This is a genomic window from Microbacterium sp. SL62, assembly GCF_026672635.1.
Taxonomy (GTDB): Bacteria; Actinomycetota; Actinomycetes; order Actinomycetales; family Microbacteriaceae; genus Microbacterium; species Microbacterium testaceum_A.
This window is the reverse complement of record NZ_JAPPRM010000001.1, coordinates 835,222-853,680: the sequence shown is the minus strand read 5'-3', so window position 1 is coordinate 853,680 and position 18,459 is coordinate 835,222. Positions and strand designations below refer to the sequence as shown.

The window sequence follows — 18,459 nt, the reverse complement described above, 5'->3', positions numbered from 1 at the left end:
CGACGCTACCGTGCGGCGCGGTGTGCCGTCAGCCGATTTCACGCGTCAGTGCGGTCGGGGGAACGACCGCGGCCGCGTCGACGTCGACGCGTCGCACGGAACACCCGGCACACAGCACGTACCGCACGCGCCCGTCGCTGGTGAGGTGGATCGACTCCGTGACCCACGCGTGTTCGTGGACGGATGCCGAGGGGGCCAGGGGGATCGTGTACGGGGCGGTCATGGATCCAGCGTGATGTAATGCCGTTATGCATCTCAACCCTTACGGGGAGTACGCCGTCCTGCTCGCGGCATCGCTGGCGAACGACTGGCCCGCCGACCGCGCGGGCATCGAAGCGCGCACGATCGAGATGGGGATGACGATGACGTTCCCCGCGGCATCCGACGATCATCCGCGCACCCGCGCCGTCATCGACGAGTGGCTCCGCGTGGTCGACGAGACCGACCCCGACGCCCGCGCGGCTCTCCTCAACGCGCAGATGGCGGCCGTGACGGCATACCCCCGCCTCACCGACCACGACGGGGAGGGGTGGCACCTGCATTACCGCGACAGCGACGAGGCGCTCCCCCGCGTGCTCGCCGCCGTCATCTCGGTGGGCACCTCTCTGCACCTCGTCACGCGCGGGATGACCCGGCTCGGCCGGTGCGCCGCCGAACCGTGCACGAAGGTCGTCGTCGACGTCACGCGCAACGGCCGGCAGCGGTACTGCTCGGTGCGCTGCGCCAACCGCGCCGCCGTGCGCCGCCATCGAGCGCGCGAGGCGTCCTAGCAAACGACGGCCGAGGCACCGCGGGGATGGCGGAACATCCGCCCTCACACGTACGTTGCTGTCGTTACCGACGACAGGAGACCCCATGGCCGACGAACTGACCGTGACCCGCAACGACGACGCCCGCCGCTACGAGATCCACGTGGGCGACGAGCTCGGCGGCTTCCTCGAGTTCCGCGCGATCGACGACGACCGCACCGTGCTCCCCCACACCGAGATCGACCCCTCCTACAAGGGGCGCGGGCTCGGCTCCGCTCTGGCGAGCGAGGCGCTCTCCGACCTGGCTCGTCGTGGCGGCAGCGTCATTCCCTCCTGCCCCTTCGTCGCGCACTACCTGCGCGAGCACGATGTGCCCGGCCTGGTCGTGGAGTGGCCGAACGACGACGACGCCGCCGACTCGGCGGGCCCCGGCGAACCCTCGTGACGCGACTCGACGTCGAGCCTCCCGAGGCCGAGGGTCCGGTCGCGTGCGACGGTCCGCGCGCGCTCATCGTGGCAGCGCGCGAGGTGCCGTTGGGAGGCGTCCGCGGAATGGAGGTCCACCGCACCCTCCCTCACCGTGCCCTGCCGATGGTCGGCGCGTGGTGCTTCCTCGACCGCTTCGGCCCACAGGACACGCTCATGCGCGTCGAACCGCACCCGCACATCGGGCTGCAGACGGTGACGTGGCCGATCATCGGTGAGGTCAGACACCGGGATGCCGTGGGCAGCGACGTCATCGTGCGTCCCGGCGCCCTGAACCTCATGACGAGTGGCGTGGGCATCGCGCACTCCGAGTACTCGGTCGGCGAGGGGCCCATCCCCCTCGACGCCCTGCAGCTCTGGGTGGCACTGCCCGAGACCCGGCGGCACGGAGCTCCGGCGTTCGAGCGCCACGAGGACCTCCCCGTCCTCGATCTGGGCCACGGGGCCGACGCGATCGTGGTGATGGGCGAGCTCGACGGAGTCGCCTCGCCCGCGACCGTCCACACGCCCATCGTCGGGGCCGAGCTGCGCCTGCCGCCGGGTGTCGCCGTGCGCATCCCCCTGCACCCCGACTGGGAGTACGCGGTCTCCGGCATGACGGGTACCGCCGAGGCGGTGACGGGGATGGATGCCACCGATGCCGACGCCGCGCGACGCCCGGGTTCCACGCCCGAAGCCGGGCCCACGGCATCCCTGGACCCTTCGCGGCTGGTCTATCTCGGCAAGGGACGCGACCACCTGGAGCTGCGGAGTGCAGAGGGCGCCCGCGTGTTCTTGCTGGGCGGGGAGCCGTTCGAGGCCGACATCGTCATGTGGTGGAACTTCGTGGGGCGGTCTCACGACGAGATCGTCGAGGCACGCGAGGCGTGGGAAGCCCAGGCGCCGCGCTTCGGGGCCGTGATCGACCACGGCCCCGAGCGGATTCCCGCCCCTCCCCTCCCGGCGGTGCGGCTCACGCCGCGGAAGCGGCGGGGCTGACAAGACCACTCGCGGCGCCCGGGCCGAAGCCCGAGCGCCGCGATGGTTCGGCGACGACTACCGCAACACGATGAACGCGCTGCTGGCGCGCGAGGCCTCCACCGTCGCGCTGCCGCCGTAGACGGCCTTGACCAGCTTCACGCCGCGCGTCTGCGGGTCGAGGGCGATGGTGGCCTTCCCGTCCTGCAGGGTGGCGACGTACTCCTTGCCCGCCACCGTGACGGTCACGTCCCCCTGGGGCGCGGGTCCGCTCAGCGGCCGCACCTTGACGGTGAGCGTGTACGCGTCACCGGTGCGACCGACCCACGGGTCGACGCTCACCGTCGTGAACGAGCCCACGACGACCGGCACGCCGGCGCTGTCGGCGGTGCCCGTCAGACCGTTGGCGGGTGCCGTCGCCGTCACGCGCACGCTGAGCACCCGGCCGAGGTCGGCGCGCTGCACACGATACGTCGCCGAGGTGGCGCCGTTCACGGGCTCACCGTCCCGCAGCCACTGGTACGCGGTGGTCACATCGGCCGGGTTCCACGTGCCGGGAGTCGCGGTCAGGGTGCGACCGAGCTTGGCCGTGCCCGACACCGTCGGAGCCTCGACCACGGCCGGAGCAGCCTCGCCCGAGTCGACGGTCAGCACCGTCTGCACGTCCGAGTCGCCGTACCGCACGACACCGAGGTAACGCGTCTGAGGCGCGAGCCCCTGCCACGACAGGTCGAACGAGACGGCGGCGCCCTGCTGCACGGGGATCGGGTTCGGCGTCGCCGTCAGCTGCCCCTCGCCGCCGGGGGTGACGTTCGCGTAGGTCATGTCCCACGTGAACGGTCCGGTCGAGGAGTAGAGGTTCGCCTCGATCAGGTACGTGCCGGCGGTGGGGTTCGTCAGTGTCACCCGCTCGTCGGCCGAGGCCGTCGCGGAGGTGAACCGCTCGTAGTACCGCAGGTCGTCGGGGCTGACCACGCGCGACACGAACAGGTCGAGGTCGCTGCCGGTGTCGTCCGACGAGTCCAGGTCGAAGCGCGAGAGGGTCGTCCCCTCGGGCACCTGGACGGTCCACCGCACGTATCCGTCGGCGTCGCCCGAGTCCTGGTTACCGCTGTGACCGGCGACCGGGTTGTCCGGATCGGCCAGCAGCGTCTGGGCCGCGAGACCCGACACGCTCAGCGGCAGCTCGCCGCCCACGCCCGGAAGGATCTCGACCGACGTGGATCCCGACAGACCGGTGCCCGAGACCTCGGCCGGAGCCTCGGCGGTGGCCGGACGGATCGCGATCGGCGAGCGCACCTGCGTACCGTCGCCGGTCCAGGTGAGGAACCCGCTCGTCCACTGCTCCGCAGCCGCGTCCGTCCGCGAGAAGGTCACGGTGAACGTCTTCTGCTCACCCGCCGCGGCGAACTCGAGCGTGGCCGGCTCGACCGTGGCATCCACTCCGGGGACGTCGATGGATGCCGAGAACGATCCGGCCCTCGTCGAGGTGACCGTGCGCGTGATGGTCTGCGGCTTCGCGAGCGAGCCGATCGAGATCGACGCGAGGTTCAGATCGCTGCCGTCGATCGGGGCGACACCGAAGTCCTCGAGGCCCTTGCCCTGGAGGAACGCCGCCCAGTCCGCCGGACCGTTCAGGTACAGCAGACCCGGATCGAAGTACTTCGTCGGATCGACGTGGCCCGCGCCCTGCGCGAACGGGTCCTGAGCCGGAGCGCCCTCGACGTCGACGGTGTCGTACGCGGTGGTCATCATCGCGGACTTCACCTCGGCAGGAGTGGCCAGCGGGCGCTCGCCCAGGTACAGCGCACCGAGGCCTGCCACGTGCGGCGACGACATCGACGTGCCCGAGAGGAACTCGAACGTCGGGGTGGCGCCGGGCGCGTTGGCCGCCGCCGCGAGGATCGCGACACCCGGAGCCGAGACGTCGGGCTTCAGGATGTCGCTGCCGTCGGCGAGCATCGGTCCGCGGCTCGAGAAGCCCGCGACCTGGGGAGTCGGCGTCGTCTCGCCCGTGACGTTTTCGCCGACGAGGGTCGCGGTGGCGTCCGCCGTGCCGCGCACGTAGGCGAGCAGAGCGTCGCGGTAGCGCGCGTCGATGTGCACGGTGGGCACCGAGTGGAAGTCGTTGTCAACCGAGGCCGGCGTGACGTTGACGAGGATCATGCCCACGCCACCGGCATCCTTCACCGCCTGCGACTTCTCGATGCGCGCGTTCTGACCGCGATCGCACACGACGATCTTGCCGGCAGCCTTCGCGGGATCGAGCGACCCGATCAGGCACAGTGCGGCGTTCGCGGGATCGGCTCCGGATGCCGCGATGTCGCCGGCGTAGACGACGGGTGCCGTCACGTCGTGACCCTCGCGCACCGACACCGATGCTCCCGCGGCCTGGAACCCGTCGGCCAGCTTCACGGTTCCCTCGTAGGTCGGGATCGTGGATGCCGCGACGGTGGTGTACCAGGGCGAGGCGTGGTCGGCGGTCGAAGCGCCGGGGCCGGAGTTGCCGGCCGAGACCGAGACGAAGACGCCGGCCGCGGCGGCGTTGAAGAACGCCTGGTCCTCGAGGGAGAGCGTGGTGGTGGCAGCTCCCCCACCGATCGAGTAGTTGATGACGTCGACGCCGTCGGACACCGCGGCGTTGATCGCGCCGAGCAGGTCGCTCAGAGCGCAGACGTCGTCGGTGGTGACGAGCGGGTCGGGACCCGCCCAGCACGCCTTGTAGGCGGCGACCTTGGCCGCCGGGGCGACGCCCGAGATCGCACCGAAATCGATGCCCTCGACGCTCGCGTCGACTCCGTTGTTGCCGGCCGCGGTGCTGGCGGTGTGGGAGCCGTGCGCGTCGCCGTCGCGTGGCGAGCGGTAGTCCGCCTCGAAGGTGAAGCCCGTGGCGGCGGCACCCTGGTCGAAGTACCGGGCGCCGACGAGCTTGGTCGAGTAGTCCGACAGCGACCACCCGTTGCCCTCGGCCACGCGCGGGGAGCGGAAGTCGGTGCCGTCGCCCTTGCGGAAGACGACGTCGTTGCCGTCGAGGTACGGCTCTGAACCGGCGGTGGTGCCCAGCGGCTCGCCCGCGAAGGCGGGGTTCTCGGGCGCGATGCCGGTGTCGACGACACCGACGACGACGCCCTCGCCGGCCGAACCGATGCCGCCGATCTTCTGCCAGACGCCGTTGTCGCCCTCGAGGCCGAGGAACTCGGTCGAGGGGACCGCGACCGGGTGGCGGATCTCGTCGGGGACGACCTTCTGCACGCCCTTGGTCGCGGCGAGCTTGGCGGCCTGGTTCGGGTCCATGCTCGCGCTGAAGCCGTTGACGGCGATCGTGTAGGTGGCGTCGGGGCGGACGCCCGCCTCGTCGGCGACGTTCTGCTGACGCTCCTCGAGGAAGGCGGAGTACTTCCGCGCCTGCGGGGAGTCGGCATCGAGCCGCGCCTCGTCGGACTTCGTGGCGTCGAGGCCCGGCTCGCCGCCCTGGTACGTGGCGACGGGGGCCTCGTCGAGGACCACGATGTACCGGCCCGTCGCGGATTCGATGGGTGTGGGAGGCGTCACCTCCTCGCCCACGTCGGCAGCCTGAACGGCTGTGGCTCCGGCAACGGTGAACAGTCCGGCCAGGGAAATGGCCGCGACCGAACGCAGGGTTCGACCCATCGTGCGCTCCAAACGGGGGGATGAATTGAGCGATCTGCGCGACATCGGTGGCGCGCGTTGCACAAACATAACTCAGAGAGGTTTCATCACCAACGTTCAGTTTGGACGGGGTCCGAAAACGGCGACCCTCGCTTCGCCCCCCCCCTGTCGTCGCGCCGGGGTCCCGGCATCCGGTCCCCCTAGACTCGACGAAACCCGAGGAGGAGCCATGCCCCGGCGCCGTCGCACCGTCGCGCAGCACGCCCGCTTGCCTTCGCCGAACCCGTTCGGCCAGCTCGCGAAGCTCCTCGCCGTCGCCGCGGTGGTCGGCACCGTCGCGGTGATCGGAGTCGTGTCGTACACGGCGTACGACCTCACCGCCGACTTCGTCGAAGAAGCCGTGGTCGTCGAGAATCAGCCGGCCGTCCCGCCCGACCTCGGGGCGCTCTCGGGCGGCGTGAACATGATGCTCGTCGGCATCGACGAGTGCGAAGAAGAGCTCATCGCCCTCCTGGGTGACCGCTGCGAGGGTGCGGACGCGGGCGGACGCCTGAACGACGTGAACATCCTCGTGCACATCTCGGAGGAACCCCGGAAGGTCACGGTCGTCTCGTTCCCGCGCGACCTCATCTTCGACGCCCCCGCGTGCGACACCGCCGACGGGGGCCGCTTCGGCGGCGGCACCCTGCAGATCAACGAGCTCTACACGTACGGCGGACTCTCGTGCGTGATCACCGCCATCGCCGACATGAGCGGCCAGCAGATCCAATTCGGCGCCATGGTCACCTTCGGCGGCGTCATCGAGATCACCAACGCGATCGGCGGCGTCGAGATCTGCCTCGCGAGCGACATGCGCGATGCGAACACGGGCATCGACTGGCAAGCGGGACCGCGGAGCATCCAGGGCCTCGAGGCGCTGCAGTTCCTGCGCACCCGATACGGAGTGGGCGGCAGCGACCTGGCCCGCGTGAGCAACCAGCAGCAGTACATGTCCCGCCTGGCACGCAAGCTCGTCAGCGAGGAGGTGCTGTCGAACCCCTCGACGGTGCTGCGCTTGGCTTCGACGGGCCTTCGGAACGTCACGCCGACGCAGAGCCTCACGAACCCCCTGACCCTCGTCCAGGTCGCCTCCGCGGTGAAGGACGTGCCCTTCGAAGACATCGTCTTCGTGCAGTACCCGACCGTCGAGGCCCGCTCGGATGCCAACCGCGTGGCGCCCGACTACACCGCGGCCGAGGTGCTCTGGGACGCGCTGCGCGAGAACCGGTCGATCGAGGTGACCGGAGGCGTGGCGGTCAACGACGGCACGGTGATCGCCGAGCCGGCCCCCGGAGAACAGCCGACGCCGACGGAGGGCCCCGCGCCGGAGCCCGGCGAGGTCGATCCGAACACGGGAGCCGTCGCCCTCCCGCCCGCCATCACCGGATCGAGCGCCGCGCAGCAGACCTGCAGCGGCGGCGTCGTGAACTGAGTCAGTAGGTCGGCGCCGCAGGCAGCCCGAAGAACTCCTCGAGGGTCGTGAAACCGCCCTCGTGGTAGGCCCGGGCGAGCTCGGGACCGATGTAGCGCAGGTGCCACGCCTCGGGCTCGTACCCGCTGACGCTCTCGCGCCCCTCGGCGTACCGCGTGATGAAGCCGAACTCCCACGCGTGATCGCGCACCCACGCGCCCTGGGGAGACGCCGCCACGTCGTCGAGCGTCTTGCACGAACCGTTGCAGGGGACGATGTCGACGGCCATCCCCGACTGGTGCTCGCTGAAGCCGGGCCGCGCGCTCTCGCGATCGGCCTCGGCGACACCCCCGACCGCCACGCGCCCGGCGTAGGTCGACTTCTGCGTCGTGTACGAGCGGTAGGCGCTGAGGTAGCCGATCTCGCCGACGCCGGCGGCGGATGCGGCCTTCACGAGCGAGGTGAGCGCGTGCGCGGCGGGGGCGCGCAGAGCGGAATCCTCGAGGGCGCGGACGCCTGCGGGCATGACGAGGTCGCCGGGCTGGTAGTCGACCGGGTCGTACGGACGCTGCTTGTTGACCACGAGCCACTCGCGGTTCGGGTCGGAGAGCGAGACGCAGGGGGCGATCCCGGATGCCACCGCTGCGCGGAACGCCTGCCCGCCCCCCGCCGCGTCGATGACGGCGGCGTCGTCTCCCGCGGCCAGCGCGGAGGTGAAGGCGGGGTCGTCGCACGGGGTCGCCGTGGCGGCGACGGCCGCGAGCTGCGGCACGGGGATTCCGTCGTCGGCGACCGCCGGGGGGCCGGCGATCTGCGCGACGGCGTCGGTGGAGCCGTCGGGCCCGCCTCCGAGGCGGCGGCCCCGATCGCCACCACGCAACCGGCGACCACGACGGCGGCCGCGGCGACCACCGCCAGGCGGCGGCGCAGGAGGACGGGGGCGAGTCGACGGATGCCGCGGGGCTCGGACTCCCCCGCCTCGGGGGCGTCGTCGTCTCGCCGCAGAGCGCGACGGGTCGGAGGCGCTGCGGCGGAGTCGTCGCCGCCGGGAACGACGGGAAGGGTGAGGGCCGCGGTCGCGAGTCGCTCGGCCTCCGCGCGCGCGGCGCGGCGGGGCGAGGTCTCGGGGTCGTGGCTGGTCACGCTTCCATTCTCGCGGGTGCATCCTGAACGGTCGACCCGGGTGGAGGCGGGGGCGAGGGCGCTCGGCCCTCTCCGCGAATGACTCGGGCGCAGTGTTGCCGATTCGTCGAACATGTGTTCGACTGTTGGCATGAGATGGCAGGGACAGCAGCTGGGCGTGGAGGACACCGCAGCACTCCCGGGCATGGAGCGCATGGACGGCCTCGTGCGGTCGGTGACCACGCCGGAATTCGCCGGAATGACATTCCACGAGGTGCTGTGCAGGAGCGCGTTGAACCGCGTTCCCGGCGTCTCGGCCATGCCGTTCGACTGGACGGTGAATCCTTACCGGGGATGCACCCATGCTTGTTCGTACTGTTTTGCTCGGAAAACGCACGAGTACCTCGACCTGGATTACGGGGCCGACTTCGACTCGCAGATCGTGGTGAAGGTGAATGTCGCCGAGGTGCTCCGCACCGAGCTGCGCCGGGGGTCATGGGCGCGCGAACCCGTGATGCTCGGGACGAACACCGACCCCTACCAGCGCGCCGAGGGACGGTACCGCCTCATGCCCGACATCGTCGGGGCTCTCACCGACAACGGCACACCGTTCTCGATCCTCACCAAAGGAACCCTGCTGCGGCGCGACCTTCCGCTGCTGACCGAGGCGGCACAACAGGTCACGGTGTCGTTGGCCATGTCGATCGCGGTCTTCGACGACGCGCTCCAGCGTTCGATCGAGCCCGGGACCCCGAGTGCCGAGGCGCGGCTCGAGACCGTTCGCGCGGCTACCGCCGCGGGCTTCCGCGTGACGGTGTTCCTCATGCCCGTCATGCCGCACCTCACCGACTCGGTCGCGACGCTCGACGACGCTCTGGCCCGCATTCGAGCCGCCGGCGCGGCGCGCGTCGTCTACGGAGCGCTCCACCTGCGGCCCGGGGCGAAGCAGTGGTTCTTCGAGTGGCTCGAGCGCGAGCATCCGCACCTGGTCTCGTCGTACCGCGGGCTGTACCCGGGTGTCTCGACCTCGGCGCCGAAGGCGTACCGCACGTGGCTCGGCAAACGCATGCGCCCCCTCCTGCGCATGCACCGGCTGGACGGGTGGGATGAGGACGACCACCCGCGCGGACGACCCCAGCCCGGCCTCGCGGCACGCACCGCGCCGGCGAGCAGCCTCGGACCCGTGCGAACGGTCGGGGTATCGGCATCCACTCGCCCGCGCGTCCCGCCCGCGAGCGAGCCGACGCTGTTCTGAGGGCCTCGCTCCCCGACATGTCACCCAGGAACAGCCCGCTCAGCATCGTGCCCGCTCGGCTCGCGCGAGCGTCGCGTCACCGCGCCCGGGATGCACGAAACCCCCGCCGCGCTCGCGACGGGGGTTTCGAGGGGGGAGTTACGCGTCGACGTTCGACAGCTGACGGCCCGAGAGCTCTTCCAGCACGTCGTCGCCGAGCGCGGTCTCTTCGAAGGGAGCCTGGATCTCGGCGCGGTCGAGCAGCTCGGTCATGCGACGGCGACGCTGGCGCGTGATCAGGGTGACCACGGTGCCGGCGCGACCGGCGCGGCCGGTGCGGCCCGAGCGGTGCAGGTACGTCTTGTACTCGTCGGGGGCATCGGCCTGAATGACCAGGTCGATGTCGTCGACGTGGATGCCGCGGGCGGCGACGTCGGTGGCGACGAGCACGTTGACGCGACCCGAGGTCAGCTTCTCGAGGTTGCGCGTGCGCTTCTGCTGGTTCAGGTCGCCGTGCAGCGCCACCGCCGCGATACCGGCGTCGTCGAACTGCTCGGCGAGCATCTCGGCGTACGCGCGGGTGCGGGCGAAGACGAGGGTCTTGCCTTCGCGGTCGACGAGCGAGTCGAGGATCTGCGCCTTGTCACGGTGCTCGATGACGAGAACGCGGTGCTCGATGGTGCTCGAGTCCTGATCTTCACCGGCGACCTCGTAGACGGCCGGCTCGACGAGGAACTCATCGACGAGGGCCGCGACCTCGCGGTCGAGCGTGGCCGAGAAGAGGAGCTTCTGGCTGTCCTTCTTGGTCGCGCGGAGGATGCGCTGCACGGGCTCGAGGAAGCCGAGCTCGCACATGTGGTCGGCCTCATCGAGGACGGCGACCTGCACCTGCGAGAGGTCGAGCTTGCCCTGGTTCAGCAGGTCTTCGATGCGTCCGGGGGTGCCGATGACGATGTCGACGCCCTTCTTGAGCGCACCGACCTGGCGCGCCTGGGGCACGCCGCCGTAGACCTGGGTGGTGAACAGGCCGACGCTGCGCGCGAGCACCTGTACCGTGCGGTCGATCTGCAGGGCGAGCTCGCGCGTGGGGGCGAGGATGATCGCCTTGGGGGCGCGACCGAACTCGCGGCGCTGACCCGCCTGCGAGCGCAGGATGCTCTCGACCAGCGGCGCACCGAAGGCGATGGTCTTGCCCGAGCCGGTGCGTCCGCGAGCGAGGACGTCGCGTCCCTCGAGGATCGGGGCGACCGTGGCCGCCTGGATGGGGAACGGGCTCGCCGCGCCCAGACCGGCCAGCGCGCGGACGAGGTTGTCGCCCAGACCCAGCTCGGCGAAACCGGCACCGGTCACGGTCGCGGCGTCCACGGCCTCGGCCTGCAGGCGCTCGTGCACGACGTCGACGCGCTGCTCGTGCTCGGCGGAGCGCTGCGGGGTGTTGGTCCAATCGCTACGGCTCGGGCCGTCGTTGCGGCGCGGGCGGTCGTCGAAGGAACGAGCCGGACGGTCGCTGCGGTCGAAGGACCGGGCAGGACGATCACCGGCGTCACGACGGGGACGCTCGTCACGATCGAACGAACGCGCGGGACGGTCGTTACGGTCGAACGAACGAGCCGGACGGTCGCTGCGGTCGAAGGACCGGGCAGGACGATCACCGGCATCGCGACGGGGACGCTCGTCACGATCGAACGAACGCGCGGGACGGTCGTTACGGTCGAACGAACGAGCCGGACGGTCGCTGCGGTCGAACGATCGAGCCGGACGGTCGTTCCGGTCGAACGAACGCGCGGGGCGGTCGTCGAAAGAACGCGCCGGGCGCTCGTTGCGGTCGAACGAACGAGCAGGACGGTCGCTGCGGTCGAACGAACGCGCGGGACGCTCACCGGCATCGCGACGGGGACGCTCGTCACGGTCGAACGAACGAGCGGGGCGCTCGTTGCGGTCGAGGGAGCGGGCGGGACGGTCGCTGCGCTCGAACGATCGAGCCGGACGCTCGGTGCGGTCGAACGAACGCGCGGGGCGGTCGTCGAAAGAACGCGCCGGGCGCTCATTGCGGTCGAACGAACGAGCCGGACGCTCGGTGCGGTCGAACGAACGCGCGGAACGCTCACCGGCATCGCGACGGGGACGCTCATCACGATCGAACGAACGAGCCGGGCGCTCGGTGCGGTCGAACGAACGCGCGGGACGGTCGTCGAACGAACGGGCCGGACGGTCGTCACGGGCGGAGGTGCGGATGTTGCGGGCTTCGGTACGGCCGGCGCGGTCGGCGGCGTTCCAGCGACCCTTGTCGGCGGTGGCCTCGGCCTCGGGGCGGTAACCGCGGTGGCTGGGGCTCTTGCTGCCGGGCTTGGCGGGCGCCTCGGTGCCGGGGCGACGCTTGCGGTCCTGGAACGAGGTCTTGGCGCCGTAGCGGGGCTCGAAGTTCTTGGCGGCGCGGCCGCCGGCGGGCTTCTTGTTCTTGGGCATGGAGAAACTTCCTGGGTTCTGTTCGCGCGAAACAGCGACACCGCTCGTGGCGGTGCGATACCCGGACTCTCGTCGGCCGGGGGCCAATTCACTAGTGATGGTCGAGGCCGCGATCGCGTCCTGTCCATCGGCCCCTTGGACTCACAAACCCATCCGCGCATCACGCACGGTGTCCAGAGCCGACCGCACCACGTTACAGGTCGCGCCTGGGAATGGCATCCATGCCCCTCGGATGACCCGTGTCCCACTTATGGCGCTTTCGCGGCGCATCAGACAGCCATACCTGGGACGACACCCCGCCGAAAGGGGGACGAGGTTCGTCGAGAGAGCGACAGAGGCGGTCGAGAGCGGGACGGGCTCCACGGAGAAGGACCCAGGGTCGCCGTGACGGAAGATAGACGCATGGCAGACACCGACGCCCACCCCATCACGGTGGCGATCGAGCGGCGCATCGACCCGACGCGCACCGCCGAAGCGACCTCCTGGATGCAGGCCGGCACCGACCTCGCGACCGCCTTTCCGGGCTTCCTCGGCTCGGGGTGGGTGCGCGCGGGCGAAGACAGCGACCTCTGGTACATGCTGTACCGCTTCCGCGACATCACAACTCTCGAGGAGTGGGAGAGCTCCACGCAGCGCCAGTGGTGGCTCGACTCCGGCCGCCCCTTCGCGCGCGAGGAGCGCAGCGAGCGCCGCACCGGGATCGAGGGCTGGTTCGACGCCCCGCACGGCTCGATCCTCGAAGCGGCGACGGTGACGGAGGCCGGCACCCAGCCGATCCAACAGCCGGTCCCGGCAGCTCCCCCGCGGTGGAAGCAGGCCGTGACGATCTGGGTCGGGTTCTTCCCGACGAACCTCGCGGCGTCGTGGCTGCTGGGCTTCGTCCCCGGTTTCGCCGAGATCCCCCTCGTGCTGCGCGTGCTCGCCACCACCCTCATGCTCACCCCCGTCATGACCTACGCGGTCCTCCCGTGGGTCACCCGCATGCTGCAGCCGTGGCTGCAGCGCCCGCGCCGATCGCGAAAGGCCACGTCATGACCGCCGACCCCACCGGATCACGCTTCCACCTCCGCGGCGAGCACTCCTCGGCCGAGATCGCCCAGGTGGGTGCCGCCCTTCGCGCGCTGACGGTCGACGGCGTCGACCTCGTACCGCGCTACCCCGACGACCTGCCCACGCCCGCGGCATCCGGAGTCGTCCTCGTCCCCTGGCCGAACCGCATCCGCGACGGCAAATACTCCTTCGACGGCGAGCATCTGCAGCTCGCGATCAGCGAGCCGAAGTTCGGCAACGCCAGCCACGGCCTGCTGCGCTTCGGGACCTACCAGGCCATCGAGCACACCGACGATCGCCTCGTGCTCGGCGCCGACGTGGTGCCGCAGACCGGCTACCCCTTCCACCTGCGCACGCGGGTCACGTACGCCCTCCGCGCCGACGGTCTGCACGTGACCCACGCCATCGTGAACATCGGGGCGAAGGCCGCCCCCGTCGCCCTGGGCGTGCACCCCTATCTCCAGATCGGCGGGGTGCCGACCGAGGATCTGGTGGTGCACTCGACCGGCACGACCACGCTCGTCCTCGACGACCGCAACATCCCCGTCGACGAGGTGCCGGTCGACGCCGCCACCGACCTGCGCGAGGGTCGCCGTCTCGGCGATGCCTCGCTCGACAACGGCTACCGCGGATGGGAGCGGGATGCCGACGGCCGAGCGCACCACACCCTCACCGCTCCCGACGGTCGGCGTGTGCAGCTGTGGCAGGACGACGGGTTCCGCTGGGCGCAGGTGTTCACGACCGACCGCTACCCCGGGCAGTCCCTCGCGGTGGCGATCGAGCCGATGACGGCGCCGGCGAACGCTTTCGCCACCGGGACGGACCTGGAGCGACTCGAACCCGGCGCGGAAATGACCAGGGAATGGGGCATTTCCTACCGCGCGTGAGACGCCCTTGTCCCCCAAATGGGGGACAAGGAATTGGCGATATGACCTGGGAATTTCCCAGACAAGCCCTTTCCTGAAAAGGCGGCGCGAACGATACCATGTGCCCTGACGGTTTCCGTCAAGGCCGGGGGAGGCAAAGGACCAAGGTTTCTCCTGGCTCATTGCCCGAATGAGCCGACGGGGGCCGAGGGTCCCGCGGTGTGGGGGGATCCTCGTTCCGTCCTGAGGAAAGATCCCCCACATGAGCACCGCGCTCCGCTCCGCTGTCCCCTTTTCGCTCCCGGTGCCGCGTCTGGGCGCCCTCGCGCGCCGCCTGAACACCGTCCCGACGATGCACGTCGGCGCGGCGGCCCTGATCGTCCTGGTCAGCGGGCTGCTGCTGTCGATCGCGACCACGAGCGACCCGCTGTGGTGGCAGCTGCACTTCAGCCAGCTGGGGATCTTCGGCGACCTCTCGAGCGCGTTCTTCAACACCACGCTCAAGATCAGCGGGATGATCGTCGTGGTCTTCGCCTTCCGCGTCCGGCGCGATGTGCGACGCGTGGGTCGCGGTCCCGTCCGTCGCGGCGCCGCGACGGTGGCCTTCATCTGCCTGAACGTCGTGGGCGTGAATCTCGCTCTGGTGGGCTGCATTCCCCTGAACACCGACAAGGACCTTCACGACAAGGTCGCCGGCTCGATGGTCCTGGGGTTCCTCGCCCTGCTGCTGAGCGCGCCGTTCCTCTTCCACCGCCTCGGCAAGCGGATGGCGATCGGCACGGGAATCGCGACCGTCTGGCTGATCGTCTCGATCACGCTCTTCGTTTCGGCGACCATCAACCTGGCACTGTTCGAGACCATCTCGTGCGCGGCGATGTTCGCGTGGTCGGGGATGTTCACGCAGATCCTCGCGTCGGCGGCGACGGCGGCCACCTCGCACCCGACCGCACAGACTCCCGCCGCGGCGCACCACGCCCCCCGTCGACGCCCCCGCCTCCCGTTCGCCCGGCCGACGGCCACCCGTCGACCCGCGCGCTCGGCGGCGCAGCGCGCCCCGCGCGTCGCACCCGGTCACCCCGTCGAGGGCTCGTCGCCTCACCCCGATCGCGCATCGACGCTCACCCCGACCGGTGACCGCCGACACTTCGGGATGAGCACCGCGAGAGGGACGGGACGCCGGGTGTCGGCATCCCGCCCGGTCCGCGTCAGTGCTTCTCGCGCAGTTCTCGGCGGCTCAGGGGGTGCCCGTCGTCGGCCGTCGGCTCGACGTGCCCTGCCTCTCGCGCCGCCCGCCGCTCACGGCGCCTCTCGCTCGCTCCTTCGATGAGGTTGTAGAGCGTCGGCAGCACCAGCAGTGTCAGGAACGTCGACGACACGAGCCCGCCGATCACGACGACCGCCAGCGGCTGCGAGATGAATCCGCCGTGGCCGGTGATCCCCAGGGCCATCGGCACGAGGGCGAAGATCGCCGCGAGGGCCGTCATCAGGATGGGACGCAGGCGTCGCGCGCCTCCGACGACCGTCGCTTCGAAGACGCTCAGACCGCGGGCGCGGTACTGGTTCACGAGGTCGATGAGCACGATCGCGTTGGTCACCACGATGCCGACGAGCATCAGCGCACCGATCATGCCCGCGACACCGAGCGGCACACCGGTGATCAGCAGCATGAGGATCGCTCCGGTCGCCGCGAACGGCACCGACACGAGCAGCTCGAGCGGCTGGCGCAGCGACTTGAAGGTCGCGACCATCACGACGTAGACGATGAGGATCGCCGCGAGCAACGCGAGGCCGAGCTGGCTGAACGCGTCGCGCTGGTCGGTCACCGAACCGCCCACCTTCGCGGTGGCCCCCTGCGGCAGCGAGGTGTCGGCGAGGGCCGAGGTGACGCTGGCCGACGAACTGCCCAGGTCGTCGGTCGTCGGCGTCACCGTGATCGTGGCCGTGCGCAGCCCGCGCGAGGTCGAGATCGACGGCGGGGTCTCGCTCTGCTCGACCGTGGCGATCTGGTCGAGGCGGACGTTGCCGCGCGCGCTCGGGATCTCGAGGGCGCGCAGGTCGTCGATGGTCTTCGGCGGGTTGGCGGTGGCGACGTACACGGTCACCCCGCGTCCGTCGAGTTCCACCGTGCCCGCCTGCCGCGGCTGCTGCGTCGCCGAGACGAGCGCACCCACGGCACGTTCGGACAGTCCGCGCTCGGAGGCCGCATCGCGATCGACGCGCACGGAGATGAAGGGGAGGGATGCCGAGAGGCTGCTGGTGACCTGACCGATGCCGTCGCGCCCCTGCAGGCCCGCGACCACGGCGTCGCTCGCCTGCTGCAGCGACTGTCCGTCGGCGGCGGTGACGTCGACGGTGATGCCGGCCGAGCCGAGTCCGCCGCCGGAGGCCGCGACCTCGATCTCGCCCGCGTCGGGGAGCGCCTCGAGCTCGGTGCGGACGCGGTCGCGGAGCTCGACCTGGTCGACGCCGGAGGCGGAGGTGATCGAGTACGTGATGCCCGAGCCGCCGCCCGAGAAGGCGTCGCGCAGCGCCGACCCGCTCGAGCCGATGGAGGTCTGCACCGTCTGCACGCCGTCGGTGTCGAGCAGCACGGCCTCGACCTTCTGGGCCGCCGCGTCCTCGGCATCCAGGCTCGGGGCGGAGCCGATCTTCTGAGTGACGGTGAAGGTGTTCTGACCGGAGTCGCCGAGGAAGTCCGTCTTGAGCAGGGGGACGGACGCGAGCGTCCCGCCGAGCACGAGCACGGCCAGGGTGAGGGTGACCCACGAGTGCTTCAGCGTCCAGCGAAGGACCGGGACGTAGGCCTTCTGCAGGCGCGAGGGCGGCGCGGTCGGCGACTCGGGGTCGATCGGATTCCCCTCGGCATCGCGGATGACCTTCCCGGGCTTCAGGAACCACGACGCCAGCACGGGCACGATCGTGAGCGACACGAGCAGCGAGGCCGCCATGGCGATCGTCACGGTCAGTGAGAACGGTCGGAAGAGTTCTCCCGTCACGTCACCCACGAAGGCGATCGGGAGGAACACCGCGACGGAGGTGATGGTGGATGCCGTGATGGCGGCCGCCACCTCGCGCACCGCGCGCACGATCGTGGGGATCTTGTCGGCGTCACCGACGTAGTGGCGCTTGATGTTCTCGATCACCACGATCGAGTCGTCGACGACGCGGCCGATTGCGATCGTCAGCGCGCCGAGGGTCAGGATGTTCAGCGAGTACCCGAAGGCCTGAAGCCCCACGAAGGTGATGAGGACGCTGGTGGGGATCGAGATCGCCGTCACGAGCGTCGAGCGCACCGACATGAGGAAGACGAGGATCACCACGACCGCGAAGACCAGACCGAGGAGCCCCTCCTGCGCGAGGGCCTCGATCGACTGCTGGACGAACGGCGCCTGGTCGAAGACGACGGTGAATTTGGCGCCCTGACCGAGCTGCGATTCGAGCCCCGGGAGCGCATCGAGGACGCCGCGCGAGACGTCGACGGTATTGGCGGCCGGGAGCTTGGTGACCGCGATGGTCAGGGCCGGCTGCCCGTCGACACGCGACAGCGTGGTCACGGGGTCGGGCTCGAGGGCGACCGTGGCGACATCGCTGATTCTCGTCTGCCCCGCCTGGAACTGGGCGGCGTCGGTGGGCACGAGCGGGAGGGCCGAGATCTCGTCGACGCTGGTCAGCTTCGACCCGGTCTGCACGGTGAGGGTCTGGTCGCCCTCGGTCAGGGAGCCACCCGGGAAGAGCACGCCGTTGGCGTCGAGGGCGTCGGTGATCGCCTGCTGGCTGAAGCCGCGCTCGGCGAGCTTGGCGGTGTCGGGGGTGATCGTCACACGCTGGGCCGTGCCGCCCACGATCTGCGCGCCGTTGACCCCCGCGACGTCCTCGAGGTCGGGGACCACGCTCGTCTGAAGGATCGACTGCGTCGCCTCGGCGTCGGTGAATCCCGTGACGGCGAGCTGGATGACGGGGAAGTCGTCGATGCTCGCCGACGCGACGGTGGTGTCGGCGGAGTCGGGGAGCTGATCCTTGATGCGCGCGATCGCGGCGAGGATCTTCTGCTGCGCCCCCGCCAGGTCGGTGCCGTAGGTGAACTCCGCCGAGACGATCGAGGAGTTCGTCGTGCTCGTCGCGGTCGTGGACTCGAGTCCCTCGACACCGCGGATGGCGTTCTCGATCGGGGTCGAGACATCGGTCTCGACAACCTCGGGCGAGGCGCCCGGGTAGGTCGTGACAACGGCGAGCTGGGGGAACTCGATCGAGGGGATGAGCTCCTGCTTGAGGCTGGTGAGCGCGAGCCCGCCGAAGACCGCCGCGACGATCGTGACGAGGGCGATGAGGGCGCGGTTCTTCAGGCTCAGGACGGCCAGGTACGACACGGGGGGACCCTCCGGGTAAGTCCGATACAGGAATGTATCGAAGCTCAGTATCCCATGCGCGCCCGCCCCTCGGACCGCCCGG

At 70.6% G+C, this 18,459-nt stretch carries 12 protein-coding genes and 1 pseudogene; 8 read left to right on the top strand and 5 right to left on the bottom strand.

Annotated elements, in window-relative coordinates; translation table 11 throughout:
* Positions 1 to 28 precede the first annotated feature (28 nt).
* A complete protein-coding gene (locus OVA26_RS04000) occupies positions 29 to 223 on the bottom strand; it encodes a hypothetical protein (RefSeq protein ID WP_268103095.1) in 195 nt (64 codons plus the stop codon).
* A gap of 25 nt (positions 224 to 248) precedes the next feature.
* Between OVA26_RS04000 and OVA26_RS03995 the strand changes: the two genes are divergently transcribed.
* From OVA26_RS03995 to OVA26_RS03985, 3 genes are all read left to right on the top strand, one after another.
* A complete protein-coding gene (locus tag OVA26_RS03995) occupies positions 249 to 770 on the top strand; it encodes a CGNR zinc finger domain-containing protein (RefSeq protein WP_268103094.1) in 522 nt (173 codons plus the stop codon).
* A gap of 85 nt (positions 771 to 855) precedes the next feature.
* The gene (locus OVA26_RS03990) at positions 856 to 1,194 is read left to right on the top strand and encodes a GNAT family N-acetyltransferase (RefSeq protein ID WP_268103093.1); all 339 of its coding nucleotides are present in this window, start codon (positions 856 to 858) and stop codon (positions 1,192 to 1,194) included.
* Positions 1,191 to 2,213 carry a pirin family protein gene (locus OVA26_RS03985; protein WP_268103092.1) on the top strand — a complete coding sequence of 341 codons (1,023 nt, stop codon included), beginning with the start codon at positions 1,191 to 1,193 and terminating at the stop codon, positions 2,211 to 2,213. The genes OVA26_RS03990 and OVA26_RS03985 overlap by 4 nt, the downstream gene beginning before the upstream one ends.
* A 57-nt stretch (positions 2,214 to 2,270) precedes the next feature.
* On the opposite strand, the gene OVA26_RS03980 is transcribed toward OVA26_RS03985, so the two are convergent.
* Complete coding sequence (locus tag OVA26_RS03980) at positions 2,271 to 5,843, bottom strand: S8 family serine peptidase (protein WP_268103091.1); 3,573 nt, start codon at positions 5,841 to 5,843, stop codon at positions 2,271 to 2,273.
* Between the two features lie 208 nt (positions 5,844 to 6,051).
* Here OVA26_RS03980 and OVA26_RS03975 point away from each other — a divergent pair, with 208 nt between their 5' ends.
* Positions 6,052 to 7,293 (top strand): LCP family protein, encoded by a 1,242-nt coding sequence (locus tag OVA26_RS03975; protein ID WP_268103090.1) that lies wholly within the window; start codon positions 6,052 to 6,054, stop codon positions 7,291 to 7,293.
* Position 7,294: 1 nt separating this feature from the next.
* Here the strand turns inward: OVA26_RS03975 and OVA26_RS03970 are convergent, their stop codons facing one another.
* Positions 7,295 to 8,152, bottom strand: coding sequence for a M15 family metallopeptidase (locus OVA26_RS03970; RefSeq protein WP_268103089.1), 858 nt, complete (start codon positions 8,150 to 8,152; stop codon positions 7,295 to 7,297).
* A gap of 393 nt (positions 8,153 to 8,545) precedes the next feature.
* Between OVA26_RS03970 and OVA26_RS03965 the strand changes: the two genes are divergently transcribed.
* Positions 8,546 to 9,649 (top strand): Rv2578c family radical SAM protein, encoded by a 1,104-nt coding sequence (locus OVA26_RS03965; protein ID WP_268103088.1) that lies wholly within the window; start codon positions 8,546 to 8,548, stop codon positions 9,647 to 9,649.
* A gap of 138 nt (positions 9,650 to 9,787) precedes the next feature.
* Here OVA26_RS03965 and OVA26_RS03960 read toward each other — a convergent pair whose 3' ends face one another.
* A complete protein-coding gene (locus OVA26_RS03960) occupies positions 9,788 to 12,094 on the bottom strand; it encodes a DEAD/DEAH box helicase (RefSeq protein ID WP_268103087.1) in 2,307 nt (768 codons plus the stop codon).
* 402 nt (positions 12,095 to 12,496) lie between these two features.
* Between OVA26_RS03960 and OVA26_RS03955 the strand changes: the two genes are divergently transcribed.
* The 3 genes and pseudogenes from OVA26_RS03955 to OVA26_RS03945 form a co-directional block, all read left to right on the top strand.
* Positions 12,497 to 13,129 carry an antibiotic biosynthesis monooxygenase gene (locus tag OVA26_RS03955; RefSeq protein ID WP_056225826.1) on the top strand — a complete coding sequence of 211 codons (633 nt, stop codon included), beginning with the start codon at positions 12,497 to 12,499 and terminating at the stop codon, positions 13,127 to 13,129.
* Positions 13,126 to 14,031, top strand: coding sequence for an aldose 1-epimerase family protein (locus tag OVA26_RS03950; protein ID WP_268103086.1), 906 nt, complete (start codon positions 13,126 to 13,128; stop codon positions 14,029 to 14,031). The genes OVA26_RS03955 and OVA26_RS03950 overlap by 4 nt, the downstream gene beginning before the upstream one ends.
* Positions 14,032 to 14,272: 241 nt before the next feature.
* A pseudogene (locus OVA26_RS03945) lies at positions 14,273 to 14,896 on the top strand (DUF998 domain-containing protein); the annotation flags it as partial.
* Positions 14,897 to 15,215: 319 nt separating this feature from the next.
* On the opposite strand, the gene OVA26_RS03940 reads toward OVA26_RS03945, so the two are convergent.
* The gene (locus OVA26_RS03940) at positions 15,216 to 18,377 is read right to left on the bottom strand and encodes an efflux RND transporter permease subunit (RefSeq protein ID WP_268103085.1); all 3,162 of its coding nucleotides are present in this window, start codon (positions 18,375 to 18,377) and stop codon (positions 15,216 to 15,218) included.
* Positions 18,378 to 18,459: the final 82 nt, after the last annotated feature.